Source organism: Microcoleus sp. A006_D1 (assembly GCF_036702805.1).
GTDB lineage: Bacteria > Cyanobacteriota > Cyanobacteriia > Cyanobacteriales > Microcoleaceae > Microcoleus.
The window spans coordinates 560,143-577,677 of the sequence record NZ_JAUBVZ010000002.1; the positions used below are offsets into that span (position 1 = coordinate 560,143).

Genomic DNA, 17,535 nt, shown 5'->3' on the forward strand with positions numbered 1-17,535 from the left:
TTCAGATTCGGCAGACAATCTCAATACAAAACCCGCCCTTCTGGTGCTTAACTGATTCTATTTGTTACAATTATTAATTGGATGTATTGTACCATTTTTCCTGTAAATGACCATTTCCTCACCCGTAGCAGACACCAAAAACCAACCCCGCCGCGATACAGACTGGCGGTTATTCATGAGGTTGGCATCTTACGCAACCCGCAGCAAACGCTTGCTGATGATTTCGATCGCGCTATTAGTACCGCTAGCAGTTTCAGGAGCAATTCAACCGATTCTGATCGGACAGGCAATTTCAGTAATTCGGGCGGAACCTACCTATGAATTCTTGCGGGGATTGCCTTTATCTGCTGCATTAAATATTTTGGCAGTTTTGCTGATGCTAACTATAGCAGTTAGATTGGCACTGCAATCAGTCCAAGGATATTTAGTTACCAAAGTAGGGCAAATTATTACGACTGATATTAGAAATGATTTGTTCGCCCACGTCACATCGCTAGCAGTGCGGTTTTTCGATCGCACTCCTGTCGGTAAATTGATGACTCGCCTCACCAGCGATGTAGAAGCTTTGGGGGAAGTATTTTCCGGCGGGGCGATCGGGATTGTCAGCGATTTATTTTCAATTTTAGTGATTGCCATTTTCATGTTTACCATGCAGTGGCAACTAGCTTTAATGTTGGTACTAATGATGATACCAATTAGCGCCTTAATAGTTTATTTTCAGAACCAATTTCGCCTAGCAAATTACGATACCAGAGAAGAACTTTCCGATCTGAACGCCCAACTACAAGAAAACCTGACTGGTATTGGCGTAGTGCAGCTATTCCGTCGCGAAAGATTCAACTCAGAATTGTTTAGTGTCACCAATAAACGCTACATTAAAGCTGTCGATAAAACTATCTTTTACGACTCAGCCGTATCTGCGACATTAGAATGGATTGCTTTAGTGGCGATTGCAGCCGTTTTGTGGATGGGCGGTCAAAAACTTCTGCAAGGTACGATTAACTTTGGTACTCTGTCAGCATTTATTTTATTTGCTCAGCGTCTGTTCGATCCACTGCGGCAATTTGCGGAGAAATTTACCGCTATTCAAGCAGGATTTACCGCCGTCGAACGGATTAGCGATATTCTCAACGAACCGATAGAAATTAAAGATCCAACTAGGGAAGAGCAAGAAGAAGGAAGACGGAAGCAAGCAGCAGGAAGAAGCAAAAGAGAAGCAGAAAGAAACCAAGATTACGCGGGTGAATCTGAATCGGGAGAAATCCAATTTGAGAATGTGTGGTTTGCCTATAAAGAGAACGAATACGTCCTGCAAGACCTAAATTTTACCATTAAATCCGGCGAAAAAGTAGCATTAGTCGGCCCCACGGGTGCGGGCAAAAGTTCGATCATCCGTCTCCTGTGCCGTCTTTACGAACCGACGCGAGGACGAATTCTGGTTAATCATGTCGATATTCGCGATTTACCCCAAGCAGAATTGCGCCGACACGTAGGCGTGATTATTCAAGATGGCTTTCTATTTGCTGGTGATGTTAAGAGCAATATTAGCCTGGGCGAAAGTTACTCTATGGAGGAAATTCAAGCAGCAGCAGAAAAGACGAATGTTGCCCGTTTAATTGAAGAATTGCCTCAAGGTTATGATACGCAATTGCGGGAGAGGGGAACGAATCTTTCGGGGGGACAAAAGCAGTTGTTAGCGTTTGCTCGCGCGGCTATTCGCAACCCCAGTGTTTTAGTTCTGGACGAGGCTACTGCTAGTTTGGATGTGGGGACGGAAGCTTTGATTCAAGAGGCTCTGGAGCGTTTGATGGCGGACAGAACGGCGATAATCATTGCCCACAGGCTCTCGACTATCCGAAATGTCGATCGCATTTTGGTGCTCAAACGCGGCCAATTAATAGAATCTGGCAGCCACGAGGAATTGTTGCAGCTAGAAGGGTTGTATGCCAGTTTGTACAAGCTCCAAATGCTGGGAAGTTGACAGTTGACAGTTGATAGTTGACAGTTGATAGTTGACAGTTGATACTTGATAGTTGACAGAAGGAATATTTTTCCTAAACTTGGCAGATTTGCGGTTTTAGATTTTAGATGAGAGAACAAATCTGAAATTTGAAATTTGAAATTTGAAATCTAAAATCTAAAATCTAAAATCTGAATCACTTGCCGAAAATGATTTTCCCAATGGTTTCTGGCAGGTGAGTTATGTGTTGTAAAAGCTGGTTTGGCCCGATCCCAAATAATAACTGCATCGCCAGCACAATTGCTGCTAGAGCAATTGCTGTCCCGACGCTGGCTTTCAATACTTTAAAAGCCCAATTAAATACCAGCCAAGATACGAGTAAGGAAGCAATTAAGATGATTAATTCTAGGGGCATATAACATTTTAAACTCTAATTTTTAATTTAAGCAATACTGCCGCGCTTCCGAGTTTCCTTATTAGAAATGCCGACATTTTTTAAACCTGCTTTAATCATTTGCTGCTCTAACAAAGCGAAAAAGCTACTTCGATCGCCCCCGGTGACTACTGCTTGGTTGTGGGCTTCCGCGAGGGTTACGGGATAGCCACCGCCTTTGTGTACTTGAGCCAGCATCATTCCTAATGCTAAATCTAGCTGTACGGAATCTTCAACCACCCATTCCGGCATTTCTATTCTAGCAATTTCTGTACCAACGTGAACGTAACAAAAATAGATGGGATTAAGGCCGTATAAATCTAAAATTCGAGCGTGGGATTTCCATAATGGGCTTCTTTGTCCGGGGGACAGAATTGTTGCCCATAAGATGGCATCTCGCAAGGGTTCAAATTCTTGACAAGGTGCTTTTTCGTCAAAAGCACTGGTGGCAGAAAATCCGACGTTGGGGCAGTTTGTCATGCAGTCTGGTACTTCGTGGGTGCAAGCTTGAAACCGCAAAAAAGATAAGCTTTCGGTGCTGCGAGAAGCGCTTAAGTATCCTAGTAGGGGAATTTTTGCTACACGCAATTTGTCCCAAGCTTCTAAAATTGGCTGCAAAATTCGATCGCGCGCTTCACTGGGTAACTGTTCCAAAAACCAATAAATCAGGGAACCGTCTACCATTGCCAAAGTTGGCGCGGGCAGTTGATTGTCGTTAACTTTTGCCCACTCGCAGCCCATTTCTGCGAGGGCGATTGCTTCGGAAACGGCGCGCCGATATCCCATCCATTCTTCGGTTCTAATGCCCCACTGTCGCGAAGCATACAAGTCTTCGGGCTTGTAGAAAACTTCGGGCACGCTGTCTAAAACTGGGTGGCGGCTTTGCCCGTAGTGCAGCATGACTGTGCCGACGTTGATCAGGTAGCAGTAGGCGATTTCGTGATGGCTGGGCGAAATTTGCGATCCGTCTGTGGCGAAGACTGTGTGGGCGGCGGGGGGTGCGGTGATGTAGGTGCGATCGGACAAGGGCTCGATCGGCGTGGCAGCATTGAATAAAGTGCGATCGCTCCAACTCTCTTGCAATTCTACCAAATTTTCTTGTCTCACCGCTGCTTTTTCTAGCAAATTCTGAGCCACTTGCAAACGCTGGCGAGCCGCAGCCGCTTCCACATTCAAATGTTGGCTCATTCCCTGCATTGCCTTGGCTGCTTTAGTTAAATCTAGCATTGGTTTAGTTGACAGTTGACAGTTGACAGTTGACAGTTGACAGTTGGGGCGGTGCCAAGAGTGCCCGCCCTCAGTTGACAGCGACCTCTTCCTGGAAGGAAAAGGATTGGATTAATCAATCGTCTTCTTTTAATTTCTCCCGATCAGGCTTGGGGCTTTAAACCAATTCTTTCTGGCAATTTATCTGACTTACGACACTCAAAAAATCGGTTAATATATACTTCTTGCCTAATTTTTTGATTCCAGCTCAACCACAGAAGATCTAAGGCAGATCTAAGGCAGATAATTTCAAGATATTTTTCTATTTCTGCGATAAATCTTATCTCAAAAAAAATCGATTTTTTTTTCGGGGCTTCCTTGCTTTTGTCTGAAATTAGTGTTATATTTACTTTATAATGGAATGGTGGCAAAAATAATATTTTTACAACCATCCCATTATAAAATAATACCATGTCAATGGTAAGAAAGTCAACAAAAAAATGGAAAATTTTGAGATTTTTTTTTGCTTTTTACAAGCGAAAAAAACCTCCTTGCCAACAAGTCTAACATCAACATTCGTGGGGCAGCCAATCGGCAAAATCTCCTGCAAACTGGGACAGAGAAAGCAATTGAACGAGTGGATTTTGAGCCACAGATTGGCGTTCTGCCAAAGTATTGTAACCCCAATCAGCCAAAAACAAGCTTACCTGAGATAAATCCGGCTGCTGTTTCACCGAGAGCAAAGTTTTTAACCTGTCTTCCACAAACCAAATAGTCGCATCTTTGCCAGAAGCTGCCAAAAATTCCCGCAAAATTTGGTGTTTCGGCTTGTTGTATTCCTTGCCAAAAATCAACTCCGATGGCATTTGTACGCCCGCTAGCTGCAAAAGTTCCCGCACAAAACGCCCTTCCTTGGTTGTGACGATCGCCACTTTCACCGAACTCTCCTGCAATAACGAGTGCAGGCGATCGGCTACTCCTGGATAAAAGCGGTGCAAAGACAGCCACCCAGCTAAATCCTCAGCAATCCAATTATCGCGCAGTCCGTCTAACATAGCGCCGACTGACTGGGCTTTTAAATTGTTTTCGGTCAATAATTGCGGGACAATGTTGGCCCAGTCCAGCAAAATTTGCTCTTCGGTAATTCCTGTCAGCAGTGCGCGAATCAGCAGGGGCATTTCCCAACCGGTTTCGATCGCGGGCCGCACTCGGTAGAAACTCAAAGCTAAATCTGGAGCGGGGACTGTTTCGACTGGTTTCCAGATTTGACAGTAGGTACGCCAAGCTGTTTGGAAATATTCGATTAGTCCGTCACAAATCACACCGTCAAAATCAAGAGCTAGAATTGTGGGCAAGTTATTAGTCATCGAGCGATTTGGGATTTGGAATTTGGGTGAATAGTCTCGATTAAAAAGACTGAACTAGCGGTTGATCGGCGATCGCTTCTAGTTGTTGGGACTTCAGTAATTTCGTCCACTCGGCCCTCAGACTTGCATCATCCGGTGCTCTTCGCCGCATTTGGGCTAGAGTAGCAAGAGTATCGTACCAAATGCCATTGTTAGCATAAGCAATCAGCCTAGCCCGCGGGTCGGCATTTGCTAAGTCGCTCTTGAGAGTTGGCTGCGGTTCAATTCGCTGCATCCATCCTTTAACAATATAATCTCCCGATCGCTCTTGAGGATCGCAAGCCAGTGCAAACGACCACACATATCGCTTACCAACCTCAATATTTTTGCTCTTGCCTTTCTCAGAAATGCTAACTCCCACAATTCCGGCTTTGTCAATTTTTAAACTAGATTCGTAGACTACTTCGGATTCATCTTCGTTGAGCAAAACAAACTCTACTTGAGCCGCCGGTTGAGACACATATACAAAAAATGTTGGCGACTCTGTGAGGGTTAAGCCAATATTGCTGTCAGGTATTAAGGGAGTAATAGATAAACCATCCCGCAACTGACAGCCTCGATGCGTTCCGCCTTGCCGGTTGTCGGGGGCTGTGACATCTGGGGGTTTGAAATTAATATTCTGACTCAGTAGAATTGGTGCGGGCACAGCCTGCATCGGTGGAAGCAAACTGGGGATAGTAAGTGCGATCGCAAATATAGCGATCGCCAGTGCAGCCAAATGTATAAAACGTTTCATTTTTTCACCAACTTGTAGAGATATCCTCGATCGCGTCTCTACTGTTAGCCCGGAGTTTTAAATTAACCCCGGGCGCGATCGGGTAAATTTTTGATTTTTCACATCGCCATCGGAAGACAGACAAAAGTTCAAGAAATAGCGAGCTTTAAAGAGGCCCAACCAGCGGTTGAGCTGCCACTGATTCCAGTCCTTGGGACTGCAACAATTGCGTCCACTTGGCTGTCAACCTGGCATCCCCCGGTGTCTGGCGCCGCATTTGGGCTAAAGTAGCTAGAGTTTCGTACCAAATCCCATTTTTAGCGTAAACGTTGAGCCTCGTCATCGGGTCAGGATTTGCTAAATCGCTCTTGAGAGTTGCCTGGGGTTCTATGCGCTGCACAAACCCTTTAATTACTGAATCTGCCGATCGATCGTCGGGTTCGCAAACCATCGAAAACGACCACACGTATCGCTTGCCAACTTCAAGGGATTTGTTGTTGTCGCCGCTAGCAGGAATGTTAATTCCCACAATCCCAGATTTGTCAACTTTAAAGGTTTTTTCGTAAACTACTTTGTCTTCGTTTTCGGTCAACAAAGTAAACTCTATTTCTGCCGAGGTTTGAGGAACGTAGACAAAAATTGTAGGAGACTCTGTGAGGGTTAAACCGATATTAGTTGGAGGCACTAAAGGAGTAATAGATAAACCTGCCGGACAAAGCTTGGAACCGCGATGTGTCCCTCCTTGTCTGCCGCCGGGGGCTGTGACGTTGGGAGCCTGGAAATTAACATTCTGACTCAGCAGGATCGGCTGGGATTGTCCCCGCACTCCCGCGAGTGAACTGGGGACGGTGGCTGCGATCGCAGCGGAGCCGATCGCCAGTGTAGCTAGATGTAGAAAACGTTTCATTTTTTTGTACCTTTCACTATAATATTGCAAACACAGACACTCCCTGCTGGCGACGAATATTTTTGAGAGGCTAGTCGAGCGCGCCCAGATACACAATTTGAACCTTGACATATCATCAATAACATTAATTAATTCGATCGGCAAGTGATTTGGGGTGCCAAGAATCCGGCGATCGACCTCGCTAGTATCCCTGCATACACTTACTGGCTGCCAACTGTAAAATTTTGTAACAAAGCGGTCGGAGTTTCCGGGTGTTCTAAGATGGAGGAAGTCTGGCGCAGGCGGGCCCTGCCGAACAACTGCTGTTTGTGTGAAACGACTCAAACTTTTATGCTGGGATAATGAGTAAAATATCTAACAAAATTCGATCGGCAGCGGCTCAATTGAGTCAAATGTATAAACCATCACTCTTATTTGCTAGGTCTGTATTAATTGCTAGCGCGGCAGTAACATTATCCTTGATGGCAGGCAGACATCTAGGAATACTCGAACCAATAGAATTAAGTGCCTACGACCAAATGCTGAGGTGGCGTCCCGACGAAAAACCAGACTCGCGCTTGCTAGTTGTGGGGATTACCGAAGGAGACATTCAGAAACTGAAACAGTGGCCGATATCCGATCGCAAAATAGCTGAAATCTTACAAAAACTCGAAAAAATGCAGCCAGCAGTCATCGGCTTAGACGTGCTGCGAGACGTACCTTTAGGAGACGGGCGCGAGGAATTAACTAAAGTTTTACAAAAGAGCGATCGAATTATCGGGGTATGTTTAGTCACCGACGGGAGCGCGAACAATCCCGGTTCTCCGCCACCTCCGGGCCTGCCAGAAAACCGGGTGGGATTTGCAGATTTTGGAGTCGATCCGGGCGGCATACTGCGGAGATCTTTATTATTTATGAAACCGCCGACAATTGAGGGTAGATCCTCGCCTGAAAAACATCTTTGCAATGATAGTTCTCAAGTTTTAGCTTCCTTCAACCTCCAGCTAACACTCCGCTACCTGCAAGGCCAAAAAATCTCTCCGCAACTGGCACCAGATCAATCTTTATGGCTGGGAAAAACCCAATTAAAACAACTACAAAGCAATGACGGAGGATACAGCAATGCCGATGCCAGGGGATATCAAATACTAATTAACTATCGTTCCCGGCAGCAAGTCGCACCTCAAGTCACAGTTACGGATGTTTTAGAAGGAAAAATCGACCCAAATTTAGTTAAAGATAAAATAGTGCTGATCGGTTACACCACAGAAACCGTTAAAGATTTCTTTTATACTCCTTACAGTGGGCGACAGCAAAACAACCAATTCATGCCGGGGATTGTGGCGCACGCACAAGTAATCAGCCAACTTTTGAGTGCTGTTTTAGACAATAAACCGATGTTTTGGTTTTGGCCGGAATGGGCAGAAATCCTGTGGATTTCGGGATGGTCAATTGTGGGAGGAACCGTGGCATCGCGGATGGCTCACCCAGCGCAGTTGGCGCTGACATTCGGAGCAATGCTGTCGGGGTGTTGCGCGCTCGGCTTTGGGATTTTTCTGTTGGGAGGGTGGGTGCCGGTGGCAGCGCCAGCCTTAGCATTAATCGTAACTGGCGGCAGCATTGTATCAGCAGACAGATTTAATAAATCTGGATACGGGAAAGCAATTAGCGATCGAGTAAAACAAGTCTTCAAAGTCGAAATTGACCAAGCCAGAAAAGACGAGGAAGTCCAAGAAATTCTCCAATCACAATTCTTTATAGACTTGCAGAGAAAGAAAGATAAACTGAGAATTAGTAAAAAAGAAACCTCTGAAAAACCACCTTCCCAACCCCAAGAAATAACTGCAAGTGCCTCAGAGCTGTCCCAAACCGAAAGTCAGGCAGACGAATACTTAGCTCAGTTGCAGCAAAAAGCCAAACAGCAGAAGCAGCGCACCGCCGTGATTGAATCGGAAAGCGACTCAAAAACGGATATCCCGATCGATGCCGGCAGCGGTGCTAGTTCATCCGAAACCAAACCCGATGAGGAGTTCAGCGATTTGCAAGCCAAAGCCAAACAGATGCGACAGCGCAGGATCGATGAAAAGAAGATAAAAGATGAAAAAATTGATAATTTAGCAGACAAGGAGGATTTGGGGGCCAAGGAAGATTGACAGAGAACTCGACGGCATCTGGAATTGCATCATAATTGATTCTCGCCGTTTTTACCCCTCATACGCATATCATGTCAAAAATCATTTCTGTCCACTCTTACCGGGGTGGAACTGGCAAATCGAACACGACTGCAAATTTGGCATCTATTATCGCTCGCAGCGGAAATCGGGTCGCCATTGTAGACACAGACATTCAATCGCCCGGGATTCACGTGCTGTTCGGTTTCAGCGAGAGCAATATGGATCGCTGCCTGAACGATTACCTGTGGGGCCGGTGTCCGATCGCGGATACGGCCTACAATGTGAGTTCGCTGCTGCCAAAATTAGCTACTAACGGCAGCCTCTACCTGATTCCTTCGAGCATCAAAGCAGGGGAAATAGCGCGAGTTTTGCGCGAAGGCTACGACGTGGGACTGCTTACCGACGGCTTTCAAGAACTGATCGACGCTCTCAACTTAGATTACCTATTTATCGACACGCACCCGGGGCTCAACGAAGAAACCCTGCTCAGCATCACCATTTCCGACATTTTGCTGCTGATTCTGCGTCCGGATCAGCAAGACTTTCAGGGAACGGCTGTCACGGTAGATGTGGCTCGCAAATTAGAGGTTCCCAAGATTTTGATGACGATCAACAAAGCCCCAGAATCGCTGGATTTTGAGGATTTGAAGCAGCAAGTAGAGAGTATTTACAACATCCCAGTTGTCGGGGTGCTGCCCCACAGCGATAAGATGATGCTGCTCGCCAGTAAGGGGGTGTTTGCTCTGCACTTTCCTAAAGACCCTCTAACTCAAGTGGTGGAAGGGATTGCCAAACAGATTATGGGATAATTGGTGTCGTCCGAGTCGATCATCGGGCGATTCAGCCAAGAGGGATAGCTACGCCGCGCGTGCGAGTGCGTTTCGATTTCAATTCCAGCAGCGCCGTGTCCTCCTGCGTCTCGGGCTGATGCTGTGGAGGAACTTTGTAGGCGACATTATTTGCTTAAAGAGTAGGCTGAATGGCGACAAAATGAGATACAAATAGATTATGAGAATTTGTTAAAAAACTTTAGGAGTAGAACTCATGGAATTTGACTGGCGCATACTAATAGTATTGAGTCCCGTCTTGTTGGCTGGCGGCTGGGCTGCTTACAACGTCGGCGCTATAGCTCTCAAACAAGTGCAGAAATTGTTGAACAAGGAAGCTTAAACTCAGCCTCTATACTGGTAAGGTCGCAGCCGACTGTTTCTGGAGATACAAAAACAGTCGGCTCATTTGTGGCCCAGATTTGGTTGAGAGCGATGGCGATTTTTGGGCGCTCGGGCAATTTACGACCCCAGACAGATAGGGCGAAAGCCAAATAAAAGTTATAAATAAACGATTGTGCAGAAACGGGGTGCGATCGACCAAAATATTAAGTTGACCTGTGACAGTTGGTAGTTGACAGTTGACCTGTGACAGTTGACAGTTGATAGTTGACAGCTACCTGGAAGTCCGAGGATTGGAGTAATGAATAGTCTGCTTTTAATTTCTCCCTACAAGGCTTGGGGCTTTAAACCAATTCTTTCTGGTATAGCAACCGCCACATCGGTGAGGATATAAATAACCGGAATGAATAGAGCCGATACCCGTACTGCATCAATGGTTTGATTCGGGTTATGCAACTGTCAACTGTCACAGGTCAACTGTCAACTGCTATAAGTGAAGAGCTGGATGTTTTCCGCTCTGCTCAGCATTTGTGATGAGATTGCGATACAAATATTTAGAAAGCACGTTCCCGCAGAAAATATGAGACAATCGCAAAAGTATTTGCCCTGAAAATCCCCCTAAAAACTGCGAAGTTTAACTGGTAGGGAATATAGGTCAAATTGTCAATGTCTAACTCCTATATCTTTAGATAGATTATGCTTTTTCCCCGAGCTAGCGGCATTCTACTCCACCCGACATCTTTTCCCAGCCGATTTGGCGTTGGGGATATGGGAATAGAAGCATATCGGTTTATTGACTTTTTAGTAGAGAGCGACCAGCAATACTGGCAGATATTGCCGCTGGGCCCGACAGGATACGGCAATTCTCCTTATTCGTGCTATTCAGCAATGGCAGGAAATCCGCTGCTGCTGAGCCCAGAAATGCTGCGGGATGAGCAATTGCTCAGCGATGAAGATTTAGCTGATTCGCCGGAATTTCGGCTGGATACTGTAGAATTCGAGCGGGCGATCGCGCACAAAATCCCGATGCTCAAAAAAGCCTGCGAAAACTTCAAAGCGCAAGCATCGCCGGTACAGCAAAGAGAATTCTCGGCTTTTTGTGAGAGCAAAGCGACTTGGCTGGAAGATTATGCCTTATTTATGGCATTAAAAGACAGCTTCAACGGCACGAGCTGGCACACTTGGGAACCAGAAATTGCTCAGCGCAAACCGGAGGCGCTAGACAAGTGGCGGCAGCAGCTAAATACTGAGATTTATTACTACAAATACGTCCAGTTCGAGTTTTTCCGCCAGTGGACAGAGTTGAAACGCTATGCGAACCTGCGCGACATTAAAATTATTGGCGACATTCCGATTTATGTAGCTCACGACAGTGCTGATGTCTGGTCGCATCCCGACTTATTTTGTTTGGATGAAGCAACTGGAGAACCAGCTTTAATGGCCGGAGTTCCCCCGGATTACTTCAGCTCCACAGGTCAATTGTGGGGCAACCCGGTATACAATTGGGAGGCTTTGCAAGCAAATAATTTTCAGTGGTGGGTGCAGCGTTTTGAGGCGATTTTCGCTTATGTAGACGTGACTCGGATTGACCACTTTCGAGGATTTGACGCTTACTGGGCGGTGAAGCGCGGTCAAGAAACTGCGATGGAGGGAGAGTGGATTAAAGCGCCGGGAACAGCTTTGTTTGAGGTAATTAACGAGAAGTTTGGCAACTTGCCGATTATCGCTGAGGATTTGGGAGTAATTACTCCGGAAGTGGAAGCTTTGCGCGATCAGTTTGAGTTTCCGGGAATGAAGATTTTGCAGTTCGCTTTCGGCGCGGGCCCGGGCGATCCTTTTTTGCCTTTTAATTACGTTCGCAATTGCGTAGTTTACACCGGCACCCACGACAACGACACGACTGTCGGCTGGTTCAATCAACTGCAAAACTACGAAAGAGATGAGGTTTTACGTTATTTGGGCTGCATCGATCCCCAAGGAATTCACTGGTCTTTAATCCGCATGGGTTGGATTTCTATTGCTAATTTGGCAATTGTGCCGTTTCAAGATTTGTTGGGTTTGGATACCGATGCGCGGATGAATTTTCCGGGGAAAGCAGAGGGAAATTGGGGCTGGCGGTATCGGCGCGAAGCTTTGAATTGGGAGGTGCGCGATCGGCTCAAAACCATGACTTATATCTGCGGGCGTGCTCCACATAAAAATTGATAATGGGTAATGGGTAATGGGTAATGATGTCATGTCCGGTCAATTCCCTCCGCTTCGCTCCGCCCGTAATAGAAACGGTTTGTAGTGAGGACTTTAGTCCGCATCCATTAGAGGACGAAAGTCCTCACTACAAACTAATCTTATTGTGGTGGTTCTCGGAGGACATGATATGAGTCAATAAAGACGGACATTTTCATTAAAAACTGTGGACTGCCAGCCATTACCGATTACCAATTACCAATTACCAATTAACAATTAACCTTCATTCTTGGACTTTGCTGAAGGCTTGAGTTCGTCAGCTTTGAAAACAACTTCTTTGGCGACTCCCAGGGCTCCCAGCGGTTGGGCTTGTCCGTTATTAACAGCAATCATTACCCCGCCTGCGTTACCAGCTAGAACTACCAATTGCTTTTGGGCTTCCCAGTTGCGTACTGTTCCTATTGGTAAAGTTCCCTCAAACTCTGTTTTGCCATCGACTTGAATCTGCATCCAGGATTCGGCCTTAAAAGTGACGCTAACCATTACTGGTTTACTGCCAGATTTATCTAAGTTTGTACCTGTTCTTGCTGCTTCGACAGCCGCGTAACTATCCGGTTTATGATTTTTTGAGGCGCTCGATGCCTCAGCAAATAAACGAGCTTGTTCTTGGCCAAGGGCGAGTTCTTCGGCTGCTGCACCTTTTTTTGCTGTCACAGAACCGCCCATCAACTGAGATAAGCCATTGACTGAACAGATAATTAGCAATGTGTAAAACAGGTAAAGGTGCATCGGGCGCAACTGAGGCCCATCTTGCCAGGATAGCTTGGCTGCCGATCGCGCTGGCGGTTCGATCGGGAAAAAGTCAGCAAACTGAGTTCCGTCCAAACCCATTGCTTCGGCGTAGCGCTTGATCAAACCTTGAGTGTAGACCGGTTCGGGGAGTTGGTCGAGTTGACCGTCCTCGATGGCTTGCAGCAGATTCCGCCGAATCATTGTTACCACTGCTACTTTGTCCAATGAAATCGACTGCTGTTCGCGGTACTGGCGGAGTTGAGCCCCAATTTCCGCTAGCTTTTTCTGAGGTGGTTCTGGCTCTTGGGAATGCAGTTTCTTCTTAGTTGTTTTGAAGAATAAAAACAATAAATTCTTTGTCATCTGCTGTGCTCCTGGAGATTTACTGGCACGCTTATTGATGTTAGGTTGACTAGATTCCATAAAAAAATAATTTCTGCATCTTCTAGGGGTCGGTAGCAGCCCGGTGGCAATATTGGCCCCGCGGGCGGCTGCAATTGAATCGGGCCAATAGCTGTGCGGTGCAGGCGCACCACGGGATATCCCAACTGTTGGGCGGTGCGCCGAATCTGTCGGTTTCTCCCTTCTGATAGAATGACTTCTAACAGAGTTTTGTTTCGCGCGCGATCGAGAACTCTAACTTGCGCTGGTAAAGTCTTTCTGCCGGACAAGATGATGCCCTGACGCCACGCTTGCAATATGGGTTCCGGGGGATCGCCGAGTACCCAAACCTGATAAGTTTTGGAGATCGAGTGACGCGGATGGGTCAAACAAAATGTCAGCTTACCATCATTGGTGAGCAAGAGGGCGCCTGTGGAATCTGCATCTAGGCGTCCTACGGGGTGGATGCCTTGACCAGAGCGCAGTTTGGGCGGCAGCAGGTCGAGAACTTTCGATCGATCTCTGGGATCGCTGCAAGTAGAAACTACGCCTGCGGGTTTGTTGAGCAACAGATAGACACAAGCGGGTCGATCCGTTGGTTTGACTGGGATTCCATCGACTTCGATCGAATCGCGATCGGGATTTGCCTTTTGTCCTAAACCAGCAATATTGCCATTAACTCGGACTCGTCCAGCTACAATCATCTGTTCTGCTAGACGGCGAGAGGCAATGCCCCACTGGGCGAGGATTTTTTGCAGCCTTTCATCAGACATGACGGGAGTGTGGGAACCGCCAACACGCGAGCGGTGGGGGAGGAAAGATGACACGGTTAATTGATTAACCTTACTACCAACGATCGATTCCTGGTTGGGAATAAATTCTAATGCTTGCTAACCAATCCTTACAGGGCGTTGCGCCTGGTGCAGATTGTCCTTATGGCATAACCCTGAATGTTGTGCAAAAACTACGAGGAAAATACTCGCGGCAGGCTATTGCTTGCACCGTTAGTTTGTTGCTAGTTGGAGATGTGTGGGTCTGACCCGACCATAAACCAACACTACCATAAAACCCGTACTGCCGGTTAAATTTATACGCTCGATCGCGAAATTTCCCTCGGGATCGCACAACTGGCGAACTCAGGAAAGAACCAGAGGGGGAAAATGGTGAGATTTTTGCGGCTGACGGTGTTGCTGATTCGGGATCGATGCTTGCTTGTGGAGTTAATAGGAGTTGCGCTCATCAACCGAGTTTCTTGATATATCGGAGGTTGAGGGCGATATATCTGTGCGGGAACCAGGTTTGTGAGGTGGGATGTGCGAGTCCTAGTTAAATTTCTGTGCTTGAATATTAAGGTTATATTTTGAAATTGTTTATGACTGTCGATCGCAACTCTCTTTTATTTGACAATAGAGCTGGCGCTGCTGGCTCTGGTGAGACTGCTAATTTAGGCGAGGAGCCCCTTCCACAGCCGCCGAGTCAAGGCAGCCGGATCGCGAGCGCGGTGCTGTCTCCGGCGGTGCAGTTGTTGCTGCGATCGCAAGTTGAGCAGGTTGACGAGTTGAAGGTGAAAATTGAGGGGAGCGATCGACAAATTTTCAGCGGTGCGATCCCCAAAGTAACGGCCGCCGCTCGCGGTGCTGTGTATAAAGGATTACACCTAACAGAAGTTGCCATAGAGGGCTGCGGCATTCGCATTAACCTCGGTCAAGCTCTCAAAGGCAAACCGCTGCGCCTGCTCGAATCGGTTCCCGTGGCAGGCGTTTTGAGGCTCAGTCAAGCGGATTTAAATGCGTCGCTGAAAGCGCCTTTGCTGGCTGATGCTTTGAGCGAATTTTTGCTGCCAATGCTGCCGCTGACAGATCGGGAACTGTCGCTGAAATTGCAAAATTCGCATCTGAAAATTGAGGCGGGTTTGTTGACGCTTTCGGCGACTATTTTGCGCTCTGGCGGTACACAAATTCCTTTGGTATTGCGGACTGGTTTGCGGATAGCCAGCGGTCGCGAATTGGTGTTTGAAGCACCAGAAATCGAAGTGGATGGAGAATTAAAGAGCAGCGATTTCAATGATTTTAAAATTGATTTCGGGCCGGAAGTGGAGATTGAGGAGTTGATTTTGAGTCCGGGGGAGATGGTTTGTCGGGGTTCAATTAGAGTTTTGCCTTAGCCGGAACTCGCCCAATTCGATCGCGCTTGTCAAAAGAAAGACTCGATCGCGGGCAACAGTAAAGTCACAAAATAGTAGACTAAGGGTGCGGTAAAAACATAACTGTCGGTGCGATCGAGAATACCGCCGTGACCGGGGATCAACTGTCCCGAATCCTTAACACCGGCGTCACGCTTCATCATCGACTCAGTTAAATCTCCCAACAAGCTAGCAACCCCAATCAACAGACCAAAAGCACACCCAGTATACGGCCACCCCGGCCAGTCCAAATACCAAGACCCGGCGGCGGCGACGGCGATGCTGCCGCAAACTCCAAATACGGCACCTTCAACGGTTTTTTTCGGGCTGATATGGGAGAGGCTAGTGCGCCCGAAGAATTTGCCAACAAAATAAGCGCCAATGTCAGCGGCCCAGATGCAGAGGAAAGCCAGCAGCAGCGAAGTCAATCCTAAAGATATGTTGCTGGAACTTGTCCAAGACTGCGCTGGGTAAATGTTAACGGGCAAATTGCTTGCTACTACTTGCGAAAATTGGGTTGTAGCCAAATTGGCTGGGTCGAGGCCGACTCGCAGCCGTATCCAATAGCTGGGCAAATAACCGCCGTAGAACAACCCTAAAATTGAGGAGGCAATATCGGCGATTGTAGATAATTTAGGTTGGAATAACAGGTAGAAACAGATTAAGGTTCCGGCTAAGGGAAACATGGCGTCAACCAGTTGCGGCGCCAGGGCTGCTGTAATTAGCAGGCCTTGACTGACAGCTAAGGTCGTTTTGGCAGCGGGTAAAATGCCTTTAGCCCTGGCTAATTCAAAATATTCCAATTGACCTAGGTAGACGATGACGCCAAAGCCGACGGTGAAGTACCATCCCCCCATAATAATCATTCCCAAAGCAAGGGCGATCGCAACTATTCCACTCAGGATACGAGACCAAGGCATAAAATGAATTTCTCTTGCAGACGGCGGCGGGTGATTTGATTTGGATGCGAGGATTTGGGATGCAAGAATTGTTAAGGTACGGGTTCCTCCCTTGCAAGGGAAGACCCCATCCCCAACTGGCGATCCAAAATCTCAACTCAGGCGATCGCTCCAGCTACGGTCGGCCTTATTTAAGTATGAAGGTTAACTGAACGTAAAAAAGGTTAAGAATTGCATTTAGTCTTTATTCCTAGTCGTACAGCCTCCAGATCCAGATCATTATCTTTGATTTGGTCTAGGAGTATGTCAGTCTAATGACAGATGACAGATTACTAATGACTAATGACTAATCACTGCTGACAAGCCAACGACCGGCAAGCTGTCAACTGTCAACTGTCAACTGTCAACTGTCAACTGACCAATGACTAATCCAGCTTCTCGCCGCTGAGAATAAATATGGGATTGACGGCGGCAAAGGTTTGACTCAGGCCGCGAGTCTCCAAGCGGTTGACGGCGGACTGGACTACCTCGATGTTGCGAACTTGCAACTCGGCGAAGCTTTCGGAAAGGGCGTAAAGATTCTCTAGATTCGATGCTGTGGCTACAACTCGACCGCGGGGCTGTAAGTACCGCCAGACTTCCTTGAGAATCATTTTAATCGGACGCCCTCCTTCGATGCAGACTCGGTGGGGGGGTTGGGGCAGGTTTTGGAGGCATTCCGGGGCACTGCCTTCTATGACTTCTACGTTGTTGAGCTCGAATCGATCGCAATTTCGGCGAATCAAGCTTGCTACTTCTTCGTCCCTTTCTACGGCGATAATCCGACCTTTGGGACACAGCAAACCTGTTTCTACAGCGATGGTACCCGTACCTGCGCCGATGTCCCACACCACCGAGTCTGCTTGCAGCCGCAGGTGGGAGATTAACAGCAGTCGGACTTCTCGCTTACTCATGGGAATTCCCGGTAAACGTTCAAATAAATCGTCTGGGATACCAGGAGTGACGTAGGGCCAAAGCATAGTTCTATTGTTAATGGAAGGAAGAAGGTTTCCGAAGGAAGAAGGAAGAAGGAAGAGGGAAGAAGGAAGAGGGAAGAAGGAAGATTTTTCCCATTTCCTACTATCCCTCATTTCCCACTATCCCCCAAG

At 47.2% G+C, this 17,535-nt stretch carries 16 protein-coding genes; 6 read left to right on the plus strand and 10 right to left on the minus strand.

Features of this window, described 5'->3' with window-relative positions; all coding sequences use genetic code 11:
• Window positions 1–106: 106 nt before the first annotated feature.
• Window positions 107–1,981 (plus strand): ABC transporter ATP-binding protein, encoded by a 1,875-nt coding sequence (locus tag QUB68_RS05270; RefSeq protein WP_332990028.1) that lies wholly within the window; start codon window positions 107–109, stop codon window positions 1,979–1,981.
• 175 nt (window positions 1,982–2,156) lie between these two features.
• On the opposite strand, the gene QUB68_RS05275 is transcribed toward QUB68_RS05270, so the two are convergent.
• From QUB68_RS05275 to QUB68_RS05300, 6 genes are all read right to left on the minus strand, one after another.
• Window positions 2,157–2,375: a hypothetical protein gene (locus QUB68_RS05275; protein ID WP_332990029.1), complete on the minus strand. Its 219-nt coding sequence runs from the start codon at window positions 2,373–2,375 to the stop codon at window positions 2,157–2,159.
• 27 nt (window positions 2,376–2,402) lie between these two features.
• Window positions 2,403–3,620: a DNA double-strand break repair nuclease NurA gene (locus QUB68_RS05280; RefSeq protein ID WP_332990030.1), complete on the minus strand. Its 1,218-nt coding sequence runs from the start codon at window positions 3,618–3,620 to the stop codon at window positions 2,403–2,405.
• Window positions 3,621–3,763: 143 nt separating this feature from the next.
• Window positions 3,764–4,072: a hypothetical protein gene (locus tag QUB68_RS05285; RefSeq protein ID WP_332990031.1), complete on the minus strand. Its 309-nt coding sequence runs from the start codon at window positions 4,070–4,072 to the stop codon at window positions 3,764–3,766.
• Window positions 4,073–4,168: 96 nt separating this feature from the next.
• Entirely contained in the window at window positions 4,169–4,966 is a 798-nt protein-coding gene (locus QUB68_RS05290; RefSeq protein ID WP_332990032.1) for an HAD family hydrolase, read from the minus strand.
• A gap of 40 nt (window positions 4,967–5,006) precedes the next feature.
• Window positions 5,007–5,741 carry a DUF928 domain-containing protein gene (locus QUB68_RS05295; RefSeq protein WP_332990034.1) on the minus strand — a complete coding sequence of 245 codons (735 nt, stop codon included), beginning with the start codon at window positions 5,739–5,741 and terminating at the stop codon, window positions 5,007–5,009.
• 145 nt (window positions 5,742–5,886) lie between these two features.
• Entirely contained in the window at window positions 5,887–6,627 is a 741-nt protein-coding gene (locus QUB68_RS05300) for a DUF928 domain-containing protein (protein ID WP_332990035.1), read from the minus strand.
• 341 nt (window positions 6,628–6,968) lie between these two features.
• Between QUB68_RS05300 and QUB68_RS05305 the strand changes: the two genes are divergently transcribed.
• From QUB68_RS05305 to malQ, 4 genes are all read left to right on the plus strand, one after another.
• A complete protein-coding gene (locus tag QUB68_RS05305) occupies window positions 6,969–8,759 on the plus strand; it encodes a CHASE2 domain-containing protein (protein ID WP_332990036.1) in 1,791 nt (596 codons plus the stop codon).
• Window positions 8,760–8,830: 71 nt separating this feature from the next.
• Entirely contained in the window at window positions 8,831–9,589 is a 759-nt protein-coding gene (locus tag QUB68_RS05310) for a MinD/ParA family ATP-binding protein (RefSeq protein ID WP_332990037.1), read from the plus strand.
• Between the two features lie 235 nt (window positions 9,590–9,824).
• On the plus strand, window positions 9,825–9,950 hold the full coding sequence (locus QUB68_RS05315) for a photosystem II protein Y (protein WP_332990038.1): 126 nt from the start codon (window positions 9,825–9,827) through the stop codon (window positions 9,948–9,950).
• Window positions 9,951–10,645: 695 nt separating this feature from the next.
• Window positions 10,646–12,154, plus strand: a complete 1,509-nt coding sequence (gene malQ / locus QUB68_RS05320; RefSeq protein ID WP_332990040.1) for a 4-alpha-glucanotransferase — start codon at window positions 10,646–10,648, stop codon at window positions 12,152–12,154.
• 255 nt (window positions 12,155–12,409) lie between these two features.
• On the opposite strand, the gene QUB68_RS05325 is transcribed toward malQ, so the two are convergent.
• Together QUB68_RS05325 and QUB68_RS05330 are read right to left on the minus strand one after the other, a co-directional pair.
• The gene (locus tag QUB68_RS05325) at window positions 12,410–13,288 is read right to left on the minus strand and encodes a helix-turn-helix domain-containing protein (protein WP_332990042.1); all 879 of its coding nucleotides are present in this window, start codon (window positions 13,286–13,288) and stop codon (window positions 12,410–12,412) included.
• Complete coding sequence (locus QUB68_RS05330) at window positions 13,285–14,079, minus strand: pseudouridine synthase (protein ID WP_332990175.1); 795 nt, start codon at window positions 14,077–14,079, stop codon at window positions 13,285–13,287. The genes QUB68_RS05325 and QUB68_RS05330 overlap by 4 nt, the downstream gene beginning before the upstream one ends.
• A 587-nt stretch (window positions 14,080–14,666) precedes the next feature.
• Here QUB68_RS05330 and QUB68_RS05335 point away from each other — a divergent pair.
• Window positions 14,667–15,470, plus strand: a complete 804-nt coding sequence (locus QUB68_RS05335; RefSeq protein WP_332990043.1) for an LmeA family phospholipid-binding protein — start codon at window positions 14,667–14,669, stop codon at window positions 15,468–15,470.
• A 29-nt stretch (window positions 15,471–15,499) separates the two neighbouring features.
• On the opposite strand, the gene QUB68_RS05340 is transcribed toward QUB68_RS05335, so the two are convergent.
• The gene (locus tag QUB68_RS05340) at window positions 15,500–16,408 is read right to left on the minus strand and encodes a phosphatidate cytidylyltransferase (RefSeq protein ID WP_332990045.1); all 909 of its coding nucleotides are present in this window, start codon (window positions 16,406–16,408) and stop codon (window positions 15,500–15,502) included.
• 404 nt (window positions 16,409–16,812) lie between these two features.
• The gene (gene cbiT / locus QUB68_RS05345) at window positions 16,813–17,406 is read right to left on the minus strand and encodes a precorrin-6Y C5,15-methyltransferase subunit CbiT (protein ID WP_332990047.1); all 594 of its coding nucleotides are present in this window, start codon (window positions 17,404–17,406) and stop codon (window positions 16,813–16,815) included.
• Between the last annotated feature and the right edge of the window lie 129 nt (window positions 17,407–17,535).